Here is a 23,590-nt window from a genome sequence, read left to right as displayed (position 1 = left end):
GATCAGACGGAGGGAATCCCGGCGTAGTGGTTCAGAATATCGGTCTCGGTCACGATCCCGATCAAGCTGCCGTCCTGGACCACCGGCAGGCAGCCGATCTTGTAGCGCGCCATCGTCAGGGCGGCCTCGCGGATCGAGGCATCGGGTTTGGTCGAGATCGGCGGTTTCGACATCACCTCGGCGATTTTCACGCCTTCCAGAAAGACCTGCTGCTCCTCGGCGCCGATGCCCATCACACTCGAGAGAGAGGCGCGCAGGAGGTCGCGCTGGGAAACTACCCCCACGAGGGTCCCACCGCCCACGACCGGCAGATGGCGAACACTGCCCAGGTCCATGATCTCCTTGACGGTCCACAGGCTGTCGCCAGCAGAGAGCGCGGCAATCTTGGTTTTCATGATGTCGTGTATCACCGCTCCGAAGTACCACGACAGCCAAGCCCTGCCAAATTCGTTCTGCGAGCCGCGAGGCCCTGTGGAGTGACTGGCTCCATATGGTCTAGTATTTCCGGCATGGCACGCGAGCGAGACAAGCGGACCCGCACCCCGAAGGAACCTCTCCACGAGCCCCCCGCGGAAGGAGATCCGCTGGAGGGGGAAATCCCTGAGGACGGGCGAAGGGCCGGTCCTCTCGAAGCCATCTTCCAGGAGGCGGTGCGCCGGGCCGCCGGAGTCGGGCTCTCGAGTTTCTTCATGACCGAAGAAGCGGTGCGCCGGGCTTTCGCCGAGGTCGCCCCCAAGGACTGGACGAGCTTCGTCAGCCAGCAGGGGGAAGAGTTGCGCGAGCAGATGATCGCCCGCGTCAGCAAGGAATTCGGCGAATGGTTGCAGAGCGCAAACCTCGACGAGCTCGTGCGCGGATTGCTCGACGGTTACGAGTTCAATGTGAACGTGAGCATTTCCGCCAAGCCCAAGGACTCGGAACAGGGCTCCTCCTTGCAGATCGTCCCGCGGCGAAAGTAGCTCCGAGAGGAGCGAAAAGGAGTAGAATCGGGGTTCCCTTCACGGAGCCCTTTCGATGTTGCGTGCTGCCCTCTGGATCGCCCTTGTCGGTCTGGTCATTTTCTACCACTACTTCTTCGGCGCCGGTCCGACGGCATCGCAGATGTTCAGTGACCTGGAGTGGTGGCGGCCAAAGGGTTGGGCTCTGCGCTGGCTACCGGCGAAAGCCCTGGCCGATATGGCGCGTCAGGGATTTCCTGCCGCCGCGTTGCCGATCGCGGTTTTCACGGCACCGCTCCTGGTACTGCTCGCAATCGGCTTCGGGCTGTTCCGAAATGCCCTCGCACGTGCGGGACTGTTTTCTCTGGTCCTGGTCATGTGCGTATTCGTCTTCTACGGCTATACCGCAGAGAGCGTCTGGCGTTTTTTCGAGTGGCGCTTCCCCGCCGTCGTACTCGTGTTCTCCGGGATCGTGGCCGGCGCGGTCTTCGCGCCGTCGCTGGCCCATTCGGCCCTGCGCCGGGGCGCACTGGCGTTCATCGCCATCGCCGTACTCACATTTGCCACGATCTTCGTTTTGATGACCGAGATCACCGGAACCAACCCGGCTATCGCATTCAACGTGAGTCCGTGGCCCATCGTTTCGCTCTTCGGTCTGCTCCTGGTGGGTTATTGGCTGTCCGCGCTACACGCATCTGCCGGGGCGGGAGTCTGGCTCGGCAAGCGCTTGGGGGGAGGGGCCGGGTTTGCCGCGGGTGCGGTCTGCAGTGCGATTGCTGCATTCGTCCTCGCGTTCCCGATCTTCCAGCTATCGGCCGCGCGCATCGGAGTCGGTCTGGCCGCGCTCGCCTACGCAGGCGCCGTCGCCTGGCTCGGACCCAGCGATCGAAACGAAGCCTCTCGCGCCGGTTTGTTGCGTATGGCTGTCGGTCTCTTCGTCTTCGTGGCGATCTCACTTTCCAATTCGGCGGCTTCCTCCTTCCAGGTCCAGGCGCGCGACACGACCGCGCTTCGCCTGCTGGTCGCACTCGAGGAGTTCAAGGCAGCAGAGCAGACCTACCCGGACGACATCGCGGAGCTGGTACCGGAGTTTCTGGACGGAGTCCCGCGGCCTCGCATCGGCCTGCTCGCAGATGACGATGGGTTCACGTACACGAGTTTTGGCGACTCCTACGCATTGGAATTCGCGAGCGTCCTCTGGGTTCAGTGTCAGTACAGCCCCCCGTTCGAGTACGACGCCGATGACCTCGACGAAGCAGAAGGCCCGAGCGAGAATCCCGAGGAGGCAGAAACCTGGGAACTCGACGAACCCGACGTCGCCTCCGGCGCCGTGCCCAACGCCGATGATCTGGCCGCCCAGGCCCTCCTGGCTGAGCACGAACTCAATGGATCCTGGAGCTGTTCGAAGACGCCGCCTACTCTCTGGTAGGAGGCGATATGACCGACGCCGACACGAACAACGAAGAGGCTCCACGACAGGAGAGTCCCGACGCACTCCTGGGGCGCAGCGAACGCGTTCGTCGCGCCACGCGCACGGGCGCGGCCATCGCACAGGTCTACCTCGGCTACAAAGGGCTTCACCTTCTGGACCACGGCGTGTTGCGAGGCGTTGTACGTCGGGCGCGCCACAGTTGGCACAAGATCAGCGCGCGCACACTGCACGGCGCAGCTGAAGACCTGGGTGGCGTGCTGCTGAAGGCGGGACAGTTCCTCGGTGCGCGCGCCGATGTGCTGCCGCCAGCCTATATCGACCGACTCGAACATCTCCAGGACCGGGTGCGACCCAATCGCTATCCGGTCGTTCGCAGAGTGATCGAAGAGGAACTCGGAGCACCGCCAGAACAGGTCTTCGCGCGCTTCTGGCGCCGACCGATCGCCTCTGCATCTCTTGCACAGGTGCATCGCGCCACACTGTTCGACGGCCGTGAGGTCGCGGTCAAGGTGCAACGACCCGAGGTCGAGGCCGCCGTGCGAGCTGACCTGCGGAACCTGCGCGTGGCCACGCGCGCGATCGAGAGGATCGAAGGCACGCTGGGATACGCGCACCTGCTCGATCAGCTGGAAGAGAATCTGAAGCGCGAACTCGACTTCGGACTCGAAGCGTCGAGCGCTCTGCGCATAGCAGACAATTTTGCAGACGGTCGGGGTATCCGCATTCCCAAGATCGTCCCCTCATTGACGCGTAGACGTCTGCTCGTCACGGAGTACATTCCGGGAATCAAAGTGACGGACACACGCCGTCTACAGCGTGCCAATATCGACCCCTCGGCAATCGTCGCGCGACTACTGAATGCGTTCGCCGAGCAGATTCTGGAACACGGATTTTTCCACGGCGATCCACACCCCGGCAATCTGCTCGTGGTCCCCACCGATGACGGTGAGTTCGAGCTGGTTTTTCTCGACTTTGGCCTCATGCAGGAAGTGCCAGCAGATTTCCGCGAGCAGGTGATGCTTCTCGCCACGGGATTGTTGTCGCGAAACGTCGCAGCGACGTCGGCGAATCTGCGCAATCTGGGCCTGCGCACCAGCGATCCCGAGTCGGGAACCGTGGAGTGCGCCGCCGAGTTGCTGGTCGCCCTGGTGAAGCGCGGCAGCGAAGACGGCTGGCACGAAACCACCCGTGAAATCGGCCAGCAACTCGCGGATTTACTGCGCGACGACCCGGTCGCCAGCATTCCGCCGCACCTGTGGTTATTGGGGCGCGTCTTCGGACTGATCACCGGCGTCGCACATCAACTGGGGACGCCTCTCGACCTGGTCAAAGGCTTGCTCCCCTGGCTGGCTCGCCAATCGTGAGTCGAACACCGCTCGAGGTCGGACTGACTCCTTGGCGTGACGATGGAAGCGGCTCCGCAGCGCTGCACACTTCGCAGGCCGAACGAGCCGAAGAACTCGGTTTCCATTCCTATTGGCTGCCCGAAAGTCACTTCGTCGGCGAAGCTGCCTTACCGGCACCGTTACTACTGCTCGCAGCAGTAGCGGCGCGAACGAGTCGACTCAAGCTCGCAACCACCTCATACCTGCTAACGGTCCGACACGCGATTCATGTCGCTGAAGAGATTGCCGTACTCGACCGGTTGTCGAACGGACGTGTGATCCTCGGCGCTGGTCGCGGTTTCCGATCGGCGCTGTTCAAGGCTTTCGACGTCCCGGAAAAGGAGAAGCGCCATCGTTTTGGCCTGGCCCTGGAACTGATGACGCGTGCATGGCGCGGCGAGCCAGTGGCATTCGAAGGCGAGATGGATGAGCGCCCGGTTCGCCTCGCCCCGCTTCCGGTGCAGAAGCCGCACCCGCCGATCTGGGTCGCTGGCTTCGGACCGAAGGCTTTGGCACAAGTCGGCGGACTCGGCCTTCCCTATCTCGCATCACCGATGGAACCCTTGCCGGTCCTCATCGACAACTACGCGCGGCACCGCGAAGCCATTCCACCGGAGGTGCAGATCCGTGATCTGGCGGTACCGGTCATGCGCACCGTCTTCATCAGTCATAGCGAACCCGTCGTCGAACGTGTGCGCAAGTCGCTCGCGGAACAGAATGCAGCTCTCGCGCAAGCGGGAGCCGCCAGCCTGCGGAGGGCGGCCGGTGCCGACATCGACTCCGTGGCCCTGGTAGGAACGCCCGAGCAAGTAGCCGAAGGCATCCACCGTTACCGGGAGCAGATCTCCATGACCCATCTCGTGGCGCGACTGCGAGTACCCGGTGCGAGCGAAGTCGACATTGAAAATTCGCTGGAGCTACTGGCCGAGCTTCGAGCTGGGAATACGCTCTAGCGCGTTTAGCGTCAGTTCGAGTCCTCGGGGTTCGACCTTGTCGGGGAATCTGGATGCGGCCCGATAGATCGCTCCGAGCCGGTTGATCACCTCTCGCGACAGAGGGCGGCCGATTTCGCGATCGCGAATTGCGAGCAGTATCCGTCGGTTGAGCGGATCAAAGAAGCGCGCGTCGAACACCGCCTTCGGATGCATGACCGAAGCACGATCCGACACGTGCACCGCACCCATCAGATGCCCGAACTCGTGAATCACCGTCAGCGGCTCCACCTTGCGGCTTTCACAACGCGCGATCGCGTGGCGGCCAAATGACCGGGAAAGCCCGTAACGGTCATCGGGCAGACCCGGGGTCTGCCCTTTTCCGAATCGAGCCAGACCGACGACGAAACCTCCCTCGGAGGGATCGATCTGCGTCAGAGCATCGAGCAGTGGAGCGGGATGCCAGGGTGCATCGGGTGGGTCCCAGATCTGGTATTCGGGACGAAAGAGCAAGTCGGCTTCGCGAGAAAACACTCGACTCACTTCGGCAATCAGCCTGGCCGCCCGCTTTCGACCGAGATCACACCCGTCGAGCACGCGTACCGGAATGACACGCATACTACGGGGGCGCTGCGCCGCAACCAGGGTGTGGACGGCTTGCGCCAACGCCTCGTTGGTAATTGCCATGGAATCGAGGGCGGCTTGTACGATCGTTGCGTCCGGACTCTCGTGGTCCGTGTTGATGCGTTCGCTCCAAACGATCCCCTTCTTATCATACAAGCGGTAACTGACTGAAACCCGGCCCGAGGCCGGGCCAAAGCGATTGCGGATCCAACCGACACGCATAGGTGTCATGCTGAAACTCTGATACTGGACTCCAGCGAACTCATCGAGCGTCGCAGAGAGAGCGTAGTCGAGTTGCGCAGAACTCAGCGCGTGCGCCAATTCCGCCTCGTCGAGCGCCAAGGGATCAAATTCGACTGTCTGGACATCCGAGAAATCACCGGAACGCACCAGAGTTTCGCGTGCATCTCGGCGCAGACCCATCACAAGATCGCCTGCAAATGCGGCATCCCCTGTCCGGTGATCTCCCTCGCGACGGATACTGAACCAGCCGAACTGAATACCGGGAGACGATCCGTTCCGGACTTCGATGGGCCGCGTGTCCTCGAAACGGGCAAGACCGATACTGGGAAGCGAGGGATCGCGCTCGACGGGCGTCGCCCAGGTCAGGTGAGGAAGGATGGGAAGCGGCGCTTGCGTGCTGGCGCAGGACAGCGTGAAGACCAGCGCGACGATCCGGCTGACCATCCGCGTGCAGCGGCCGGCAGCATCAGGAAGAGGCATGCTCTTCGAGGCGCGTGAAAATCACGAACGCCATCGAAGGACGCTTCGACGCTTCGCGCATCGCGAACTGGATGTTCTCGAGCGTCCACCCCTGCTTGACCGTTTCATTGATGATTCGCTGCAGGTCGTCGTCGGTCACCGACGAAGTCTCGACGACTTTGTACTCGAGGTCAGCCACGGAAGCGTTGCGCCCAACTCTTTGAAAAATAGCTGATGATGCCGTCCGCGCCTGCGCGCCGGATCGCGATCAGGCTTTCGTCGATTGCGCGCTCCGCGTCGAGCCAACCCTGGGCGATCGCGGCTTGCATCATGCTGTACTCCCCCGAGACCTGATACGCGAAAATCGGCACATCGAGGCGATCCCGCGCAGCGCGCACGATATCGAGACAGGGCATGGCCGGTTTCACCATCACCATATCGGCACCTTCGATCAGATCCTCTTCGATCTCGACCAGCGCTTCGCGCGCGTTCGCCGGATCCATCTGATAGCCGCGGCGATCTCCGGTCATGGGCGCAGACTCGGCCGCATCGCGAAAAGGACCGTAGAAAGCGGAAGCGTACTTGGCGGCGTACGAGAGGATCGCACGATCCGCATAGCCTTCGCCGTCGAGCGCTTGACGGATCGCGCCGACTCGCCCGTCCATCATATCGCTGGGAGCAATCACGTCGGCGCCGGCCCGAGCGGCCGAAACCGCCGTTCGCGCCAACAGCGGGAGCGTCGCGTCGTTGTCTACGTCCCCGTTCTCGTACACGCCGCAGTGCCCGTGGTCGGTGTACTCACAAAGGCACACATCCACGACCACGACCAGATCGGGGACCGCCTCCTTGATCGCCCGCGTCGCTCGCTGAACGACGCCATCGTCATCGTAGGCACCAGATCCCAGAGCATCTTTGTGTTGCGGAATTCCGAACAGGATCACACCGCCGATACCGAGATCGGCAATGCGCTTGGCCTCGTCACTCAATCGGTCGACCGACAAGCGATCGACACCGGGCATCGATGCTACGGACTCTCGCACTCCGTGTCCTTCGACACAGAAGATCGGGTCGATCAGTTGGGCAGGCGTCAGATGCGTTTCGCGCACGAGATCGCGCATTCCACTGCTGCGTCGCAGTCGACGCGGACGATGTTCAGGAAATGGCATCGCTTCCCTCCGCAAAGGCCCGTTCAAGTACTTTCACCAGTCCTTCGTCGCTCTGCCGCTCGGCGATCACGGGCTCGGCTTTCGACCAGCGCGCAACCTCGGTTGCAGTCGTCGGCCCGATACACGCGAAGACGACCTGCCCCTCGAGAGCCTCGCACTCGGTCTTGGAAATCGTCGAAAAGAAGTGCTCCACGGTAGATGGGCTGGTGAAGGTCACCGCATCGATTCCCTGTTTCACGACCTCGTGCAACTTCGCGGCCGAGCCTTCGGGCATGCGGGTGCGATAGGCCACTACAGGATCTACCTGGGCCCCCTCTCCGAGCAGTGCGGTCAGCAGGCGCTCCCGGGCGCGCTCTGCGCGCGGATAGAGCAGCTTCCGGCCGCGCAGTGGGCCGGTTCGAGCAATCTGACGAGCCAGTTCATCGGGGAGCGACGCTCCGCTCGGAACCACGTCCACACGCAACCCGGCGGCGCGCGCTGCGCCGGCCGTCGCCTCTCCGATACAGGCGACTGCGACGCGTGACAGGTCGCGACCCTCGAGGAGGGCGGCGCAGAATCGCACTGTATTGGCGGACGTGAATACCAACCAGTCGTAGCTGGAAACCTCGGCCAGCGCTTGTGCCAGGGACTCTTCGTCTTCGGCGGCCACGAACTCCAGAAGGGGGAGAACGACGGGCTGGGCGGCCCGCCGAAGCAGTTCGAGCGCCAATCCGGTCGACTGGTCTTCGCTGCGCGGTACGAGCACGCGTCGTCCGAACAGTGGCCGCTTTTCGAACCAGGCAAGTTCATCGCGAAATTGTACGACCTGCCCGATCACGATCGTCGTCGGTGCTTTCAAACCTTCGTCTCGAACCCTTTTAGGCAGATCAACTAGCGGCGAGCACACGACCTTTTGGCGCGGCGTTGCCCCGGATGCGATCGCTGCAGCAGGCGTCTGCGGATCGCGCCCGGTCGAGAGCACGCGTGCCACGATATCGTCCAGCCATGCAGTGCCCATCAGAATGACCAGAGTCTCCGCACCTCGTGCGAGCCCTTCCCAGTCGACGCGGTCGTCGTTCGTTTCCTTGCCCCGATGCCCCGTGACGACCGTAACCGAAGAAGATACGCGTCGATCCGTTACTGGAATCCCCGCGTAGGCCGGTACGGCCACGGACGAAGAGATGCCCGGTACGATCTCGAAGGGAATCCCCGCCTGCCGCAACGCGCTGGCCTCTTCTCCTCCGCGTCCAAACATGAAGGGATCGCCCCCCTTCAAACGCACGACGTCGTGACCGGCAAGCGCTTTGCTGACCAACAAGTCCGCGATCTCGCTCTGTAATACGCCTCGCGTACCATCGCCCCGCTTGCCCACATCGATGCGCTCGCATCCCTCGGGCGCCAGCCCGAGCAGAATCGGATCGATCAGGGCGTCGTAGAGCAGCACCTGTGCATTCTGCAGCTCTCGAAGAGCTCGCACAGTGAGTAGATCGGGGTCGCCGGGACCGGCCCCGACGAGCACGACACGTCCACTCACCCCTGTCCCTCGATCAGACGACCGGCGCCGCGCTGTAGAAGTTCGCGTCCGAGCGTAACGCCGAGCATCTCGGGTCCGCCTAGCTCGGCCTCCGCTGATCCCTCGACTCTTTCGCGGCCGTCGGGCGACATCACGAGTGCGCGCAACTGCAGGCGGATGCCGTGGATCGAAGCGTGCACGGCGAGAGGCGTCTGGCAGTCACCGCCCAGTTCGAAGAGCAGTGCGCGCTCCGCGCGTACTTGTGCCGCCACATTGGTGTTCTCGAGTTGCGCGATGATCTGGTGAATATCTTCATCGTCGATTCGCACCTCGAGCGCGAGCGCCCCCTGGCCCGCGGCCGGCACGTATCGCTCCGGGTCCAGGGGATCGAGAATGCGATCCTCCATTCCCAGGCGTATCAGACCGGCGGAAGCAAGTAGCACGCCGTGCAGATCCATGGACTCGATCTTGGCGAGTCGCGTGGGAACGTTTCCGCGAATCGGCACGGGCTCGAGTTCGGGACGCAGTGAGCGCAGGAGCGCGATGCGGCGGGCACTTCCGGTTCCGACCCGCGCACCTGGCGGAAGCGATGCGAAACGTCGACCGGGTGCTCCCACAAAGGCGTCTCGCGGATCCTCGCGTTGTGGATAAGCACCGATCGTCAAACCGTCCGCAAGCGCGGTTGGAAGATCCTTGGCGCTGTGTACGGCCAGATCGATGGAACCCTCCAGCAGGGCTTCTTCGATCTCCTGCACCCAGAGCATCTTGCCGCCCGAGGCCGAAATCGGACCTTCGAGGCGATCACCGGTCGTCGTGATCTTGACCAGCTCTACCTCACATCCAAGTTTTCGCAACTGGGCTGCAGTCCAGTCCGCCTGTGCGATGGCGAGATCGCTTCCCCGAGTTCCGAGTCTCAACGTCGTCAATCTTCTTCCTCATCCAGGTCGAAAAGGAGACTCACCGCCTGGGCATAGTACGGACCGGTTCCATTTTCGGCTTCTGCGCGAAGTCGTTCCAGTGGACGATGCAAAATCTTGGCGGCGATTGCCTCGGACATTCGCGTCAAGTCCGCCTCATCTGGATTTCGTGGGTCTGAGGCAATTCCGGCACTTCGGAGCTCGGCCTCGAGCAGTTCCTGAGTTCGCTGTCGCAACTGGCGGATGGTAGGGACCAGAGGCAGAGCTGCGTACCAACGTTCGAAGCGCACCCGTTCTTCGACGACGATGGCTCGCGCGGGATCCAGCGCTTCGAGACGGGCGCTGCGCCCCCGCTCCGCCACACCCTCGAGGTCGTCGAGGTCGTAGACGTACACGTCGGGAAGTTCCTGACAGTCCGGCTCCACGTTGCGCGGGATACCCAGGTCGATCATCAGTACGGGTCGACCGTGGCGATCGTGTTGAGACGCGCTGAGCCGCTCCCTGGTCAAGATCGGACGCTCGACGTTGATCGAGGTGATCACTACATCCGCCAGTGCAATCTCTTCATCCAGGTCGTCGAGGGTGCGCGCGCTCCCGTCCAGCCGCACGGCCAGAGCACGGGCGGGCTCCGCAGAACGATTGACGACCACCGTGTCGCGCACTCCCGCGTCGCGCAGACCGATGGCCGCCGATTCCGCCATTTCACCCGCGCCCAGCAGGAGTACACGCTTGCCCTCAAAGGACTCAAAAACTTCGCGCGCGAGCTGCACACCGACGCGCGCGACCGAAACCGATGACGCGCCCAGACCTGTTTCGGTGCGAATCCGCTTGCCGGTGCGAAATGCCCGTTGGAAAAGTCGGTTGAGAATCGGTCCACAACTGCGCGCCTCGACGGCACAACGGTAGGCCGCCTTGACCTGACCCAGGATCTGCGCCTCGCCTACGACCATGGAGTCGAGGCTGGCTGAGAGTTCGAACAGATGGGTGACGACATCGGCCCCGCGCAACTCGTACAACTGATCGGCCCTGGCGCTTCCATCGCCGATCTCTGCATGAAGGAAGCTGTTGAGGATCTCGAGCCCGTCGTCGATGCTCGGACCGACACCGATCAATTCGGTGCGATTGCAGGTCGAGACGAGAACGACCTCGGCAAGCGAGGGTACCTGCACCAGTTTCTCGTCGATTACGGCAGCGCGGTTGCTCGGAACCGCGTAGCGTTCCCGCACGGCAACCGGCGCCGTGCGATGGTTGAGTCCAACCAGAAAGAGATTCACGCTGCGGCTCCGAGCAAACGGATGCCGAGGTAGAAGAAGGCCAGGAATGCGAAACCCAGCACGACTCCGCGGGCGGGTACCGCTCCGTGTTGGCGACGTACCAGACGGACGCCAACGGGTCCCAGATAGATCACCCAGGCCACCAGCAGGAACAGGCTGTGGTTGTTCCAGGGACTCGGACTGCGCCCCATACCCCAGGCAAAGCCGGTAACGACGCCCAGACTCAAGAACGCGAAGCCCAGGCCAAGCGTCCAATGTTCGGCGCGATCCAGGCTCTCGAGCGAGGGCAACACCACCGGTCCCGATCTCTTGTTCTTGAGCAGGCGTTTTTTGACCAGGTAACCGAGCCCCGCGAGGCTGGCGAGCCCGAGCAAGCTGAAACCACCAGTCGAAAGCAGGATGTGCGCGTGCATCCAGCCAGAGCCCGTGTCTGCGACCACATCCACCGGGACGGACGACTGGAAGCCGATCTCCGCACTCATTGTAAACAGGGCGGCGATCCCGGCCACCCAATGTGTTGCGACGCGCACGCGAGCGATACGCAAGCAGACCAGATAGGCAACCACGAGCAACCAGCCAATCAGAGAGAGCGCAGCGGGAAAACTCTCCAATGGGATCGGGGGGGTCTCGAGATGGAGGGCCAGGAAGCCGGATGCGTGCAGCAAAGCACCTACGCCGAGCAACCACGCCGCCGTCACCGAGGGGCGGCCGCGCCAGCCGAGTGCGGACGCAGACACGTATAACGCCATCGCACAGGCGTGTAGGAACTGCGTCATCGGCCCATCTTCTCCATCTGCGCGCGGATCTTCGCGGCATCGTCCACCATCTCGAAAATCCGGTAGTTCGGCTCGCCGAAGAGCACGAATTGAACTTCTTCGAGGCTTCCGGGCGACTCGAGAAAGCGTTTGACCTCTTCGAGCATGATTTCCGCGCAATCTTGCACGGAAAAACCGCCGACTCCGGTGCCGATCGCCGGAAATGCGATCGAGGTCAGGCCCCGTTCGGCAGCGAGTTCGAGCGAAGCGCGGGTGCAGGCGCGCAGGGAATCTGCATTCACGCTGCTGCCCAGTTGCATACCGGCCGCGTGAATGACGTGGCGGGCGGGCAGATTACCCGCCCCGGTCAGTGCGGCCGCTCCCAATTTGATCGGCCCGTGCTCGTCGCACTCGGTCTGGATCGAAGGGCCACCGGCCCGGCCGATCGCCCCTGCCACGCCCGATCCGAGCCGTAGCTCGGTATTGGCGGCGTTGACCACGGCATCGACCTCAGCGGCCGAAATGTCCCCTTCATGCAGGCGAATTCGCGCCAATTGAAGCCTCCGGATGCCTGATCTTCGCCCCCCGTGGCGCGTCGGGCAAGCGCGTGGATCTCGAGAGGCTTCCAGCCCTGTCCTACGCCGTCCGCTATAGCTGGCCGGGACTTGGCCCCCCTCCCCAGCCCGGGTAGAATCCGCGCTGAATATGGTTTCTGATGGGACGGATTTGATGGAACGGCTGCTGCTGCAACGCCTCTTTGGGCGACCGTATGGAGGGCTGATCGCGGTCCTGGCGATGGCATTGGGCTTCGCCTGCTCGGGCTCTCCGCCCTGGTTTGAGGTCGTGAGCCTCGAGCAAGCCAGCCAGATGCTCGGCGACCCCAAAATCGCCCTGGTCGACGCCGTGTCGGACGGGGACGACCAGCCCGGCCCGCTGCCGGGAGGTGTGCGCTGGAAGCTCAGTTCATCGCCCGCCCAGCCTCCCGAGAACGTGCCTCAGCTGGCCGGGGTGCTCATCGTCGGCTCCGAAAAGCGTATTGCGTACCGATCGGCGGCGGCTCTGGCCCGGGCGGGAAACCAACCCATCTATGTATTCATCCCAAGCGATGCCGACGAGCGAAGCCGGCTGTATGCTTCGGCACTGCAATCTGAAGAAGGCCCCCGTGGCAACGATTCTTGACGTAACCGACGCGACTGGAGGTTTCCCGTGGCAACGATTCTTGACGTAACCGACGCGACCTTTGAGCAGGAGGTATTGAAATCCCAGACCCCCGTGCTCGTGGACTTCTGGGCGGAGTGGTGCGCCCCCTGCCGTCAGCTCGCACCCGTCATCAAGGAACTGGCCGAAGAATACGGCGATCGCCTGAGAGTGACGAAGGTCGATGTCGATTCAAACCCGAAGACCGCGAGCAATCTGCAGGTGCGCTCCATGCCCACGATCCTCTTTATCAAGGACGGAACGGTGGCCAGCGCACTCATCGGACGGCAGCCAAAAGACAAGCTGAAAGAACAGATCGACAGCATGCTGGCGTAGGCTCGCCGCGTTTCCCGGAGTGGGTATCGGGAGCAATCAAGCGATCGTCACGGGTACGTCGCCCGCCTAAGGAGCCCTAAAAAAGCGCACCGGCCAGTGGCGACTGAGGGCCTTGCGATAAAGCAGTGGATCGGGATTGACCGCTACCGGGTGGCCGACGAGATCCAGTAGTGGCAGGTCGGTGATCGAATCCGTGTAGAAGTAGCTCTTCGCCAGCTCGATGCCCTCGCGCTCGATCAGCTGTTGGATCCAGTAGATCTTGCCCTCGCCGAAGCAGATCGGCTTGAGCACCCGTCCCGTCAACACGCCGTCGTCTGCTTCGAGGTGGGTGTACAGCGTGTGTTTGACGTTGAGGTGAGTCGCGATCGGGTAGATGACGAATTGGGTCGCGCCCGAAACCAGCGCGACCAGATGTCCGTCTTCGATGTGCTGGCGCACGAGTCGATCGGCTTCCGGATAGATCACCGGGATCAATTGCTCCCGGACCATGCCCTCGACCTCGCGAGCGAGCGCTTGTTCGTTGCGGCCTGCGAAAATCTGAAGATTGCGCTCGGTCCAGCGTTCAATATCGAGCAGATTGAGCTTGTAGCGCAGGTAGGCCCCGAGACCCGCCAGTACCTGCCATGTGTCGATCTCGCCGCGCTCGTAGAGTTCCTTGAAGAACATATTCGCGGAGTTCTCCGAGATGATCGTCTTGTCGACGTCGAAGAACGCGCCCACGCGGAGCCGAGCACTACCCATGAGAGGATTCTAGCCCAGCAAGAAAGTCACTGTGGGGGGAGGATCGGTTCAGAAGATGTACCTCCGCATGGAGATGTTCATCAACAGACCCAGACCGATCATGCACGTGAGCAGTGAAGATCCGCCGTAAGACAACATGGGCAGAGGCACGCCCACGACGGGCAGAACACCGACCACCATGCCCACATTGATCGCGCCCGCCCAGAAGAACAGCGCCACAACGCCCACGGCGAGATAGGTTCCGAACAGATCCCTCGACGCGTGGGCGATCATCAGGCCGCGGATCATCATACCCAGATACAGCAGCAACACCGCCCCCGCGCCAACGAAACCCCACTCCTCAGCCAGCACCGAGAAAACGAAGTCGGTCTGCTGCTCGGGGAGGAAATCGAGCTGACTCTGCGGCCCGCGCAGATACCCCTTGCCAAAAAGCCCACCTGAACCGACTGCAATCCGGCTCTGAATCGCGTGATAGGCGGCGCCCAGGGGATCGCGTTCGGGGTTGAGGAAGGTGAGGACGCGTTCCTTCTGGTAATCGTGCAAATAGAAGAACCAACCCGTCAACGCCGCCGCTGCACCCGCCGCAGCCAGGCTGACCAGTGATCTGATGCGTACGCGCGCCACGAGCAGATAGGTGCCCGGCACGATCAAGATCAGAAGGGTGGTGCCGAGATCCGGTTGGCGTAGCACGAGCGCCGCCGGAACAGCCATCAGCAGTGCTGGCGCCACGAGATCGGTCAAGCCGATTTCCGCATTCGAGGTGCGGCGTGCGAGCAGGCGGGCGAACAGGATCATCACGGCCAGCTTCGTCGGCTCCGAGGGTTGCAGGCGGATCGAACCAAACACGAGCCAGCGCTGTGAACCGCCGATGATCGGGCCAGTCAGCAGAACCGCAGCGAGCAGACCGATACACAGGAAATACAGCGGGAACGCCAGTCGTTGCAGGTTGCGGTAGTCCAGCAGGAGCGTCACCACAAGGGCGCCCAGACCGACTCCGGTCCAGATGAGCTGACGCCAGGCCGTATCTGGAATCCCACCCGTCTGCTCCGGCGAGGCAGAGATCAGGTTTACGACTCCGATGATGGCCAGCGACAGTCCCATGACGAAGATCGGCCACTCGAAGTTCTGAATCAGACGTCGATCAATGGCTGCCAAGCGCTGCGACCTCCTGTTCAGGTGGCGCTGGACGCGCTGCGATTTCCTTTTCGAGAAACGCCTTGGCGATCTGGGCGGCAATTGGCGCCGCCGTCGAACTGCCATGACCGCCGTGCTCGACGAGTACGGCAATGGCGATCCGCGGTTCGTCCGCGGGCACATAGGTGGCGAACCAGGCGTGGTCTCGTTGGGCTTCGGGGATCAGGCTCTCGTCCTTGACCGGATCCTTGGCGAGCGCAACGACCTGTGCGGTGCCCGTCTTACCCGCCGCCGAGGTCTTCTCCGGCAGGCGTCTCATGGCGTAGCCGGTGCCGCGCCTCTCTTTCACGACCCCGCGCAGCCCCTCGCGCACTTTGGCCAGTGCTTCGCGACTGATCGGCACCTCACCCAGAACCTCTGGGGCCCTCTTCTCGATCAGATCGCCTTCAGGGCTCTCGGTGCGATCGACCAGATAGGGCTTGTAGCGGGTACCGCCGTTGCCGATCGCCGCGTAGACACTCGCGAGTTGGATCGGCGTAACCAGGTCAAAGCCCTGCCCGATCGAGATCGAGATGGTCTCGCCCTCGATCCAGGGCTCGCCAAAGCGCCGCTCCTTCCACGCCGACGTGGGAATCAATCCCGACATCTCGCCTCGCAGCTCGATGCCCGTCCGCTTGGCAAAGCCCAGTTCCCTCGCGTAGTACGCAATTTTGTCGACACCCAGCTTGTGGCCGGTCTGGTAGAAAAACACGTCGCAGGACTCGACGATGGCTCGATGCAGATCGACCCAGCCGTGACCGCCGCGCTTCCAACAGCGATAACGACGCCGACCCAGCTTGTAAGAGCCTCCGCAGTGAACCCGTGTGTTCTCCTCGATGACTCCCTCCTCGATGCCCGCCAATGCGGTCACGACCTTATAGGTAGAACCGGGTGGATACTGGCCGGCAATCGCGCGATTGTGCAGTGGCTTGGTCGGATTCGCAGTGAACTCCTTCCATTGCTCGGTATCGATCCCGATCGCGAACAAGTTCGGGTCGTAGGACGGCCTGTTTGCCAGCACCAGGACCTTTCCATCACGCGGATCCAATGCGACGACCGCGCCATTTCGCCCGGCCTTCTCGAGCGCCGCTTCCGCAATGCGCTGCAAATCGCCGTCGATCGTGAGTACGACGTTGTGTCCCGGTTGCGGTGCGACTGCCCCTAGAAGCTGCAACTCGCGTCCGTGCGCGTCGACGAGCAGGTTGCGACCACCATCGCGGCCCCGCAGCTCGGCGTCGAGCAGCCACTCTACGCCTTCTTTGCCGATCACATCGCGCGGACGATAGCCCTGAAAGCGACGGCTCTTGAGTTGCTCCGCGTCGATCTTGCCGAGCCAGCCCAGAAGATGCGCGGCGCTGGATCCGTTGGGATAGGCGCGCACCGGATTGACCTGCGTGAGCACACCTTTGAGCGCCCACAGACGAGCCTCGATTCGCGCCAGGGCATTGCGCGGGAGATCGTGCGCGGCGCGCCGTTGCTGAAAGCTGGCTCGTCCACGCGGCTTGCCGAAGTTCGCCAGGAGGGTCCCCCGTTCCAGGTCCGCGAGCCCCGCGATGCGCCCCAGTGTGCGCTCGAGATCATCGGTTTCGTTCGCCACCACGAGAACGTCGAATGATGGGCGCGAGTCGACCAGAATTTCCCCGTTGCGATCCAGAATCATGCCCCGCGGGGCCATCACGCGACTCGTGCGCACGCTATTTCTCTCAGCGTGATGGCGGTAGGTTTCGCCTTCGATGACCTGCAGGTAGAAAAGCCGCGAGAGCAGGAGCAACCAGACCGCAATGACCACCGGAGCGGCCCCGGCCAGTCGACGCTCCAGGGCGCTGTCGGGGCCGGAATTCGAGAACGAAGTCACGGGCGAGTTCGCGAGCCGCTAGAACCCAATGTGGGCCAGGCCGACTCGCCTTCTGGATCGAAGTCCAGACGCATGAAAACAGCCAGCAGGGGCGCAGCGATCAGCGTTGTGAGAAGTGCGCTGCCCGGGACTCGAAGCGCGAGTTCCGACCACGTAAGCGAAGCGTCGGGAGCGAACAGGCGGAGCGCGCCACCCAGCAGGATCCAGTCGAACACTGCATAACCCGCCACGTAGATCGCCCAGGGAAGTGCCGCGCGCAGATACAGCGCGCGATCGAGCAGCCGAGTGGCGGCGGCCGCCGTGCCGCGCAACAGGGCGTACAGGCCCGGTGGTGAGCCGGACAGTACGTCGAACACAAAACCCATTCCGAACGCGAGCACCAGACCCTGCGTCGCGGCCGCCCTGAGCCCCATCGCCAGCGCGAAAATCAGCACGAGATCCGGTCGCGTGCGAACAGGCAGGACCTCGGCCACGAGCGACTGGCCCAGAAGCAGCGCGACTGCGAGCCCGAGCAGCTTGAGAAAGAGGATCATCCGTTGCCCTCGGGAAGCTTGGACTCCTTGGGCCAGAGCCCTGGATCATCACTGGAGAAGGCTTCGCTTGGCGGCAGTGTGCGCTGCTCGAGAATCACGTAGACCTCTTCGAGCCTGCTGAAATCGACAGCGGGCTTGAGTCTCGCGACCTGGAAAAGACCGAAGCGTTTGTGCTCGACTTCCGAGATATACCCGACCGCCAGCCCCTTCGGGTACACGGCTCCGAGTCCCGACGTCAGCAGAAGATCTCCTTCCTGAACATCGTCGTCGCGCAGTACGTAATCGAATTCGCACGCGCGATCCGTACCGCCGCGCACGCTGCCGCGGGCGCGCGAGCGCTCGACATAGGCATCGACACGGCTCTGCGGATCGACCACCAGGAGGACTTTCGCAGCACTCGGGGTGGTCCCCGATACCAGACCGACAACGCCGGAGTCGGTGATCACGGGCATGCCGGGCCGAATACCGGCGACCGATCCCTGGTCGATGATCACCGACTGGAACCAGGACGAATGATCCTGGTGAACGACATTGGCCGGAACCATGGGTACGTCGCGTTGAGCGCGGAAGCCGGCCAGCTTCTGGAAGCGAACGCTGGACAGGATCGCCTCCCGGTATTGCAGGTTCTCTTCCTCGAGTCGCGCGAGGCGATCCAACAAGCGCTCGTTGGCCTGGCGAACGGCCACGAGTGCCAGATAGTCCCGCCAGACCGCGCGTACTTCGCGCACGGGTAGAGTCACCATGCGCTCCAACGGCAAGGTGATCCCCAACACGAGCCTGGGTGCAATTCCAAACTCTGCGGGACCGCGCTGCGAGCTCATTCCGAACACACAGAGCGAACAGAGCATCAGGTACGTGAGGGGGTAGCGAAAGCGGCGCAGTAGATCGCCCAAGGCGGTTCAGAATCCCCCGGTTCAGTTCATGCGCGGTCCGTGACGTCCTGCAAGAGCTGAGGGTCGTCGAGACAGCGACCGCAGCCCATGACCACGGCGGTAAATGGATCTTCTGCCAACATAATCGGCAGTCCGGTCTGCTCCCGTAGCAGAACGTCGAGATTTTCGAGTAAAGCACCGCCTCCGGTGAGTACGATGCCCTTGTCGGCGATGTCGGCCGCCAGTTCCGGCGGAGTGCGTTCGAGCGCGATCTTGGCCGCCTCGACCAGCGCGTTGACCGGCTCGGTCAGGGCCTCTCGCACGTCTTCCGTGTTGATTTCGAGCGTCTTGGGAACCCCGGCCACCAGATCGCGGCCCTTGACCACCAGGGTCTGCGCCTCGTCGGAGGGGTATGCGGAGCCGATCTTGATCTTGATCTGCTCCGCGGTGCTCTCGCCGATCAACAGATTGTACTTTCGCTTGACGTAATTGAGGATCGCATCGTCCATCTTGTCGCCTCCGACGCGCACGCTATTCGCGTAGACGATTCCGGAGAGCGAGATGATCGCGACCTCGGTGGTTCCACCCCCGACGTCAATGATCATATTGCCCGAGGGTTCGGTAATCGGCAGACCAGCTCCAATCGCGGCGGCCATCGGTTCTTCGAGCAGGTACACCTCTCGCGCACTGGCCGAGAGAGCCGACTCGCGCACCGCGCGCTTTTCGACCTCGGTGATACCTGAGGGAACGGAGATCACGATGCGCGGCCTCAAGAGCGTTGAACGATTGTGAGCCTTCTGAATGAAGTAGCGCAGCATCGCCTCGGCGATCTCGAAGTCGGCAATCACACCGTCGCGCAACGGCCGTACGGCCCGGATCGATCCGGGAGTGCGGCCTAGCATGCTCTTGGCCTCTTTGCCGACCGCACGCACGCGATGCTTGTCCGTGTCGACCGCGACCACGCTAGGTTCGCTCGAGATGATGCCGCGACCCTTTGCATAGACCAGCGTATTCGCGGTCCCGAGGTCAATCGCGAGATCGTTCGAGAACACCCCGAGCAGCCGGTTGAGCGTTTTCAGCATGCGACCTTCACCTCGTGGTGCTGCGCCCAAAAACGACCTGCAGCGATTGCTGCCGGTCGGGGGGAGTGGGCATAAAGTTCCAAGATTTCGCGGGTTTCCGGGGACTGGCCCGGACTCGTGATTTTACGGGCGGGCCCGTGCGAGCGCAAGCGCGAGCTGCGGAAAACGCAGGTATTCAGTTGCGCCCGCTGCCTGCCGTTCTCTAGCTTTCGCGGACCCTGAACCCCCTGGGGTTTTGTACCACCACCCTCCGTCGGCGAGAACGTCATGAACATGTGGAAGTGGATCAGATACGGCGTCGTAGCGGCGGTCGTGCTCGCATTTGTCCTGGTATTCGGCCAGCCTGGCAGTGGCGGGAATTCGACGGCGAGCGTGGCGGAAGTGAACGGCGAGGCAATCTCTCGCGACGTATTCGAGTTTTTCCGCGAGATCAACGATCGCAACCTCAAAGAATTCACCGGGGGTCTCGATGCCGAGCGGCTCAGGGCCCTGCTCGACGAGCGAACGCGAAACGGACTGATTCAGCGCTACATCGTGGCGCAGGAGGCTCGAGCTCTCGGTCTGAACGTACCCGACGCCGCATTGCGCGTAGCTCTGCAGAGCAACCCGGACTTCCAGAGCGGCGGTGTCTACAATCGAGAACTGCTGGAACGCTACCTGGCGCGCGTGGGGCTCGGCACCCGCGAGTACATGGAAGAACACCGGCGCGACCTGCTGACGCGAAAATTCTCGCGAATGGTCGAATCGACGGTGCGCGTTTCAGACGCGGCCGTACGCGACTCGATCATTCAAGGCCGAACGACCCTGAAACTGCGGGTCGCCACGGCTGAAGCGAAGAGTTTTGAGGACCGGATCGAACTGAGCGATGAAGAGGTCAGCGCACTGGTCGATGGCGAGCCGGAGCGCATCCGGGCGCTGTACCAGAGTCGGGAATCCGAGTTCCGCCAGGCCGAGGAGTTGCGGGCCAGGCACATTCTGTTCGCCGGAGACGATGGAGCCGCCCGCGCCCTCAAGGCCAAGGCCCGCGTCGAGGCGGGCGAAGACTTCGCCGACGTCGCGAAGGAGCTTTCCGACGATGCTGCGACCAAGGAACAGGGAGGAGACCTGGGACGATTCCCCCGAGGCCGCATGATGGCGCCGTTTGACGAAGTGGCTTTTGGCCTGGAGGTCGGCGCGATCTCGGGACCCGTGGAGACCGAGCGAGGCGTCCACCTGATCCGAGTCGACGAACACCAGGAGGCGGTCGAGAAATCCTTCGAAAGTGTTGCCCAACAGCTCGCGCGCGAGCTATTGACGTCCGAACGAGCCGCCGGAGCCGCGCGCACGGCGATCGATGAATTGATCAAGAAGGCTCAGGCGGGCGAATCCTTTCTCTCGGCCGCGGCCAGCCTGAAGATCCCGGTCGAGGTCACTCCGCCCTTCCAGCTGTCAGAGGGCAAGATTCCCGGACTGGATGGGGTTGAGGGCATCGTGGAGACGGCCTTCGCCCTGAGCGAGGAAAACCCCGTAGCGGCGCGGACGCTCGTACGGGGCAATTCGTTTTTCGCGATCGATCTCCTGGAGCGCTCGGAACCGGAAGAGGAGAGCATTCAGGCGGCCATGACGGCAACGCGCGAGAAGCTCCTACAAAATTCGCGGGCGCTCACGAGCAATCTCTGGCTGAACGAACGGCGACGAGAACTCGAACAGGCCGGGGCAATCCGCCTCTTCGACCTGTACCCGCAGAACTAGTGCGCTGCGGAGCGGCGACGCTCCTCGCCTTCGTGGTGCTCGCGGGCAGTCCGGGTTGCGCGCGCACCCTGTACAACTTCGGCGAAGTACACGAGGGGCAGATCTACCGCTCGGGGCAGCCCTCTCCCCTCTTCTTGCGCTGGCTTGTCTCGAAGCGCGGTGTTCGCACGCTGATCAACCTGCGCGGTCGCACTCCGGGATTCGAGAGCGCCTTCGCCGCGCATCACGGGCTGCGCCTGTACTCGTTCAACCTGTCGGCGAGCCGACCTCCATCACAGGACGACGTGGAGCGCTTCTTGCGGATCGTGCGCGATCCGGCGAACCATCCACTCCTCGTGCACTGCAGAAACGGTGTCGACCGCACGGGTTACATGGTCGGCCTGGTGCGCACAACCGACGACGGCTGGACCGTCGAGCGAGCCACGAACGAGATGAACCGCTACCTGCAGTTCTCCTGGCTCAACTCGGCCCCTCAACGGGTTCTTACGGAGCATCTGCGCGCCGAGGACTGAACTCTTCTGCAATCAGTCGCCCAGGACGCAGTAACCCGCAGATGGCTGAATGCCCGCGGTGGCTCCCGCCTGAATCGTGGCGATGCTCTGATTGATCGTCAGCTTGAACGCCGTGATGTCATTGGCATCGACCGCAGTGGCGAAACCGCTCCGGTTGCCGTCGACGTCGTAGAGTTCGCACGCGGTCGAGCCCGCGTTGCCCGGATCGAAGTCATCCGACGGGCAATCCGTGGCAAAAGCGATCGTCTTGTTGATCGCACCCTTGAACTTGGTGATGTCATTCGCGTCGATCGACGTGTGAAACCCATCCGCCGCCGCGTAGGCCGTATCGCAAGCATTTCCGATACCGTCGCAGTCGTCGTCAGCCTGCCCACCCGTGGTCGAATGACCTGCGGGTTGTGAACCCGGTGGAGCCGGGTTCGAGGTTACGGGGCAGTTGTCACAGGCATCGCCCACGGAGTCCAGGTCTGCGTCCTCTTGCAGAGCGTTTGAAACCGTCGGGCAGTTGTCGGTGGCATCCGGCTCTCCGTCACCGTCTCCATCTGGAGGAGACGCCTGCGCGACGATAGTCCCCGTCGCCACGGGATCGGTGGCCAGTGCAGCGGTGACGATGAGGTTTCCCTGTACGGTGGCCGTTCCTTCTCCCGTGGCGCTGACAGTCATCGTTCCCAGGGGTATGCCCAGGATCGTCTGCAACTCACCCAAGATCGGATCGCCCCCGTTGAAGCGGAGCACATTGCCGGATATGAAATGGACCACATTGGGATCGGTTGGAACGAAGCTATCGATTGAGACCGCTCCCGTTCCTCCGATGTGCACATCGTATGCGCAGACTTCGGCTCCCAGTCCGGTATCGCAGACCGCGTTCGGGTCCGACGGAGTAGAGCCCGCGCTCTCCCAATACAGATACACGTCGGTCGGAGTACCGGTCTTGGGAATTTCAACCGGAGCGGATCCGGTCACCCCGAGCTGGTTGGGATCCTGAAACACCTCGAAAGCATCAGCGGTCGCCAGCGGGAACGCTAAAAGCAGAGCAACCACTGGAACAAGAATTAAGCGCATCGGGTGAGTCCTCCCTTCAACTCGACATGGCCGGAAGCTCGTGGATCATACCATCAATCGGAGTGGACTTACGGGGTTTTCGAGTGCCTGGAAGGGCTGTGCTTCGCCGGCGCGAGGAGGCTGTCCGGGGCTTCTCGGGGCGGAAACCGGGTTCTGGTGAGTCGATCCAGAAGCGCGGCTACGCCCGCCGGTGCGAACTGCGCGAGGCAAGCGCTGCGAGAATCGAAAGGCTCAACAACGAGACCAGAGCCGGTTCAGGCAGCACGATCAGTTCGAACGGCAGCGGCTCCTGGATTCCGTCCAGAAAACCCAGTTCGGGATTCGTCTCATCCCCATTGATCAGAACTGAACCCAGATAGGTTTCGGGGGCACCCGCCGGCAGGATGTCGGCAAGATTACCCGGGGATACGAAGACCAGGAGCAGGTACGGGCTTCCTGGCGCCAACTGCTGGGCGCCCGGGTCGAGATCGGTCGTCACATCGCCCAGGCTGAGCCCCACGTCGCTCTGAACGGCCAGGTTGCCCAGGAATTCGTCCAGGGGCGTTCCGGGTCCGCTGGCGCTCGTGGAGGCCTGCCACTGAAGACCTTCGACGACCAGAAATGGGAACTCGTTCACAGCGGCCCCGCTCTCTTCCTCGAGGGTCAGGTGGAGTTCCCCGCTACCGGCGTTCGTATAAACGCGGAGCGTGAGGGCATCCGCGCTCGTCGAGATCGAAAGGAGCGCGACTAGCGCGACTATTGCGGTGTAGCTGTGCTTGAACATCGAAAATTCCCCGAGTGCCGTTTCAACAAGTCCATCCCAATCTGGCTGCATTGTACTATAGAACGAACAGAAATCGGAAATATTCCTTTGATTTCAAGCACTTAGACAGGCAACTC

Annotated in this window: 25 protein-coding genes; 8 read left to right on the top strand and 17 right to left on the bottom strand. The window is 62.7% G+C overall.

Features of this window, described 5'->3' with window-relative positions; translation table 11 throughout:
• Positions 1–2: 2 nt before the first annotated feature.
• On the bottom strand, positions 3–395 hold the full coding sequence (locus tag GY725_05140; protein MCP4003560.1) for a CBS domain-containing protein: 393 nt from the start codon (positions 393–395) through the stop codon (positions 3–5).
• A 114-nt stretch (positions 396–509) separates the two neighbouring features.
• Between GY725_05140 and GY725_05135 the strand changes: the two genes are divergently transcribed.
• The 4 genes from GY725_05135 to GY725_05120 are packed head-to-tail and all read left to right on the top strand — an operon-like array spanning position 510 to position 4,708.
• A complete protein-coding gene (locus tag GY725_05135) occupies positions 510–959 on the top strand; it encodes a hypothetical protein (protein ID MCP4003559.1) in 450 nt (149 codons plus the stop codon).
• A 55-nt stretch (positions 960–1,014) separates the two neighbouring features.
• A complete protein-coding gene (locus GY725_05130) occupies positions 1,015–2,367 on the top strand; it encodes a hypothetical protein (GenBank protein ID MCP4003558.1) in 1,353 nt (450 codons plus the stop codon).
• 8 nt (positions 2,368–2,375) lie between these two features.
• Positions 2,376–3,734 (top strand): AarF/ABC1/UbiB kinase family protein, encoded by a 1,359-nt coding sequence (locus GY725_05125; GenBank protein MCP4003557.1) that lies wholly within the window; start codon positions 2,376–2,378, stop codon positions 3,732–3,734.
• A complete protein-coding gene (locus GY725_05120) occupies positions 3,731–4,708 on the top strand; it encodes an LLM class flavin-dependent oxidoreductase (protein MCP4003556.1) in 978 nt (325 codons plus the stop codon). Before GY725_05125 ends, GY725_05120 begins: the two co-directional genes overlap by 4 nt.
• Here GY725_05120 and GY725_05115 read toward each other — a convergent pair.
• From GY725_05115 to GY725_05080, 8 genes are read right to left on the bottom strand one after another with little or no spacing between them, the layout of a single operon-like run.
• Positions 4,673–6,034 carry a hypothetical protein gene (locus GY725_05115; GenBank protein ID MCP4003555.1) on the bottom strand — a complete coding sequence of 454 codons (1,362 nt, stop codon included), beginning with the start codon at positions 6,032–6,034 and terminating at the stop codon, positions 4,673–4,675. The genes GY725_05120 and GY725_05115 overlap by 36 nt on opposite strands.
• Positions 6,021–6,212: a DUF4177 domain-containing protein gene (locus tag GY725_05110; protein ID MCP4003554.1), complete on the bottom strand. Its 192-nt coding sequence runs from the start codon at positions 6,210–6,212 to the stop codon at positions 6,021–6,023. Before GY725_05110 ends, GY725_05115 begins: the two co-directional genes overlap by 14 nt.
• Positions 6,205–7,179, bottom strand: a complete 975-nt coding sequence (hemB, locus tag GY725_05105; protein MCP4003553.1) for a porphobilinogen synthase — start codon at positions 7,177–7,179, stop codon at positions 6,205–6,207. Before hemB ends, GY725_05110 begins: the two co-directional genes overlap by 8 nt.
• Positions 7,166–8,692 carry a uroporphyrinogen-III C-methyltransferase gene (gene cobA, locus GY725_05100; GenBank protein ID MCP4003552.1) on the bottom strand — a complete coding sequence of 509 codons (1,527 nt, stop codon included), beginning with the start codon at positions 8,690–8,692 and terminating at the stop codon, positions 7,166–7,168. Before cobA ends, hemB begins: the two co-directional genes overlap by 14 nt.
• Positions 8,689–9,597, bottom strand: coding sequence for a hydroxymethylbilane synthase (hemC, locus tag GY725_05095; protein ID MCP4003551.1), 909 nt, complete (start codon positions 9,595–9,597; stop codon positions 8,689–8,691). Before hemC ends, cobA begins: the two co-directional genes overlap by 4 nt.
• Complete coding sequence (locus GY725_05090) at positions 9,594–10,862, bottom strand: glutamyl-tRNA reductase (GenBank protein ID MCP4003550.1); 1,269 nt, start codon at positions 10,860–10,862, stop codon at positions 9,594–9,596. The genes hemC and GY725_05090 overlap by 4 nt, the downstream gene beginning before the upstream one ends.
• Positions 10,859–11,638 (bottom strand): cytochrome c biogenesis protein CcsA, encoded by a 780-nt coding sequence (gene ccsA / locus GY725_05085; GenBank protein MCP4003549.1) that lies wholly within the window; start codon positions 11,636–11,638, stop codon positions 10,859–10,861. Before ccsA ends, GY725_05090 begins: the two co-directional genes overlap by 4 nt.
• Positions 11,635–12,171, bottom strand: a complete 537-nt coding sequence (locus tag GY725_05080; protein ID MCP4003548.1) for an Appr-1-p processing protein — start codon at positions 12,169–12,171, stop codon at positions 11,635–11,637. Before GY725_05080 ends, ccsA begins: the two co-directional genes overlap by 4 nt.
• A gap of 175 nt (positions 12,172–12,346) precedes the next feature.
• Between GY725_05080 and GY725_05075 the strand changes: the two genes are divergently transcribed.
• Positions 12,347–12,796 carry a hypothetical protein gene (locus tag GY725_05075; protein MCP4003547.1) on the top strand — a complete coding sequence of 150 codons (450 nt, stop codon included), beginning with the start codon at positions 12,347–12,349 and terminating at the stop codon, positions 12,794–12,796.
• A gap of 27 nt (positions 12,797–12,823) precedes the next feature.
• Positions 12,824–13,150 (top strand): thioredoxin, encoded by a 327-nt coding sequence (gene trxA / locus GY725_05070; GenBank protein ID MCP4003546.1) that lies wholly within the window; start codon positions 12,824–12,826, stop codon positions 13,148–13,150.
• Positions 13,151–13,216: 66 nt separating this feature from the next.
• Here the strand turns inward: trxA and GY725_05065 are convergent, their stop codons facing one another.
• Genes GY725_05065 through GY725_05040 form a run of 6 tightly spaced genes read right to left on the bottom strand, consistent with a single transcriptional unit; the run spans position 13,217 to position 19,406 of the window.
• Positions 13,217–13,891: an HAD family hydrolase gene (locus GY725_05065; GenBank protein MCP4003545.1), complete on the bottom strand. Its 675-nt coding sequence runs from the start codon at positions 13,889–13,891 to the stop codon at positions 13,217–13,219.
• 48 nt (positions 13,892–13,939) lie between these two features.
• Complete coding sequence (gene rodA, locus GY725_05060) at positions 13,940–15,151, bottom strand: rod shape-determining protein RodA (GenBank protein ID MCP4003544.1); 1,212 nt, start codon at positions 15,149–15,151, stop codon at positions 13,940–13,942.
• The gene (gene mrdA / locus GY725_05055) at positions 15,033–16,919 is read right to left on the bottom strand and encodes a penicillin-binding protein 2 (protein ID MCP4003543.1); all 1,887 of its coding nucleotides are present in this window, start codon (positions 16,917–16,919) and stop codon (positions 15,033–15,035) included. The genes rodA and mrdA overlap by 119 nt, the downstream gene beginning before the upstream one ends.
• Positions 16,916–17,452, bottom strand: coding sequence for a rod shape-determining protein MreD (gene mreD / locus GY725_05050; protein MCP4003542.1), 537 nt, complete (start codon positions 17,450–17,452; stop codon positions 16,916–16,918). The genes mrdA and mreD overlap by 4 nt, the downstream gene beginning before the upstream one ends.
• Complete coding sequence (gene mreC, locus GY725_05045; GenBank protein MCP4003541.1) at positions 17,449–18,345, bottom strand: rod shape-determining protein MreC; 897 nt, start codon at positions 18,343–18,345, stop codon at positions 17,449–17,451. The genes mreD and mreC overlap by 4 nt, the downstream gene beginning before the upstream one ends.
• Before the next feature lie 26 nt (positions 18,346–18,371).
• The gene (locus GY725_05040; protein MCP4003540.1) at positions 18,372–19,406 is read right to left on the bottom strand and encodes a rod shape-determining protein; all 1,035 of its coding nucleotides are present in this window, start codon (positions 19,404–19,406) and stop codon (positions 18,372–18,374) included.
• Between the two features lie 267 nt (positions 19,407–19,673).
• Here GY725_05040 and GY725_05035 point away from each other — a divergent pair, with 267 nt between their 5' ends.
• Positions 19,674–21,137, top strand: a complete 1,464-nt coding sequence (locus GY725_05035; protein MCP4003539.1) for a hypothetical protein — start codon at positions 19,674–19,676, stop codon at positions 21,135–21,137.
• Positions 21,137–21,649 carry a dual specificity protein phosphatase family protein gene (locus GY725_05030; GenBank protein MCP4003538.1) on the top strand — a complete coding sequence of 171 codons (513 nt, stop codon included), beginning with the start codon at positions 21,137–21,139 and terminating at the stop codon, positions 21,647–21,649. Before GY725_05035 ends, GY725_05030 begins: the two co-directional genes overlap by 1 nt.
• Before the next feature lie 12 nt (positions 21,650–21,661).
• Here the strand turns inward: GY725_05030 and GY725_05025 are convergent, their stop codons facing one another.
• On the bottom strand, positions 21,662–22,711 hold the full coding sequence (locus GY725_05025; protein MCP4003537.1) for a hypothetical protein: 1,050 nt from the start codon (positions 22,709–22,711) through the stop codon (positions 21,662–21,664).
• A 178-nt stretch (positions 22,712–22,889) separates the two neighbouring features.
• Positions 22,890–23,474 carry a hypothetical protein gene (locus GY725_05020; protein ID MCP4003536.1) on the bottom strand — a complete coding sequence of 195 codons (585 nt, stop codon included), beginning with the start codon at positions 23,472–23,474 and terminating at the stop codon, positions 22,890–22,892.
• Between the last annotated feature and the right edge of the window lie 116 nt (positions 23,475–23,590).

The organism is bacterium, from assembly GCA_024226335.1.
In the GTDB taxonomy this organism is placed as follows: domain Bacteria; phylum Myxococcota_A; class UBA9160; order SZUA-336; family SZUA-336; genus JAAELY01.
The sequence above is the reverse complement of the archived record's forward strand: the minus strand, read 5'-3'. Positions and strand labels throughout refer to the sequence as shown.

What these genes read in the sequence shown, in the direction of transcription:
- GY725_05140 (MCP4003560.1), bottom strand. Translation starts at nt 395, where the DNA reads ATGAAAACCAAGATTGCCGCGCTCTCTGCTGGCGACAGCCTGTGGACC.
- GY725_05025 (MCP4003537.1), bottom strand. Translation starts at nt 22,711, where the DNA reads ATGCGCTTAATTCTTGTTCCAGTGGTTGCTCTGCTTTTAGCGTTCCCG.
- GY725_05065 (MCP4003545.1), bottom strand. Translation starts at nt 13,891, where the DNA reads ATGGGTAGTGCTCGGCTCCGCGTGGGCGCGTTCTTCGACGTCGACAAG.
- GY725_05125 (MCP4003557.1), top strand. Translation starts at nt 2,376, where the DNA reads ATGACCGACGCCGACACGAACAACGAAGAGGCTCCACGACAGGAGAGT.
- mreD (MCP4003542.1), bottom strand. Translation starts at nt 17,452, where the DNA reads ATGATCCTCTTTCTCAAGCTGCTCGGGCTCGCAGTCGCGCTGCTTCTG.
- GY725_05040 (MCP4003540.1), bottom strand. Translation starts at nt 19,406, where the DNA reads ATGCTGAAAACGCTCAACCGGCTGCTCGGGGTGTTCTCGAACGATCTC.
- GY725_05135 (MCP4003559.1), top strand. Translation starts at nt 510, where the DNA reads ATGGCACGCGAGCGAGACAAGCGGACCCGCACCCCGAAGGAACCTCTC.
- GY725_05020 (MCP4003536.1), bottom strand. Translation starts at nt 23,474, where the DNA reads ATGTTCAAGCACAGCTACACCGCAATAGTCGCGCTAGTCGCGCTCCTT.
- GY725_05075 (MCP4003547.1), top strand. Translation starts at nt 12,347, where the DNA reads ATGGAACGGCTGCTGCTGCAACGCCTCTTTGGGCGACCGTATGGAGGG.
- GY725_05130 (MCP4003558.1), top strand. Translation starts at nt 1,015, where the DNA reads ATGTTGCGTGCTGCCCTCTGGATCGCCCTTGTCGGTCTGGTCATTTTC.
- ccsA (MCP4003549.1), bottom strand. Translation starts at nt 11,638, where the DNA reads ATGACGCAGTTCCTACACGCCTGTGCGATGGCGTTATACGTGTCTGCG.
- GY725_05035 (MCP4003539.1), top strand. Translation starts at nt 19,674, where the DNA reads ATGAACATGTGGAAGTGGATCAGATACGGCGTCGTAGCGGCGGTCGTG.
- hemB (MCP4003553.1), bottom strand. Translation starts at nt 7,179, where the DNA reads ATGCCATTTCCTGAACATCGTCCGCGTCGACTGCGACGCAGCAGTGGA.
- GY725_05115 (MCP4003555.1), bottom strand. Translation starts at nt 6,034, where the DNA reads ATGCCTCTTCCTGATGCTGCCGGCCGCTGCACGCGGATGGTCAGCCGG.
- rodA (MCP4003544.1), bottom strand. Translation starts at nt 15,151, where the DNA reads ATGGCAGTTCGACGGCGGCGCCAATTGCCGCCCAGATCGCCAAGGCGT.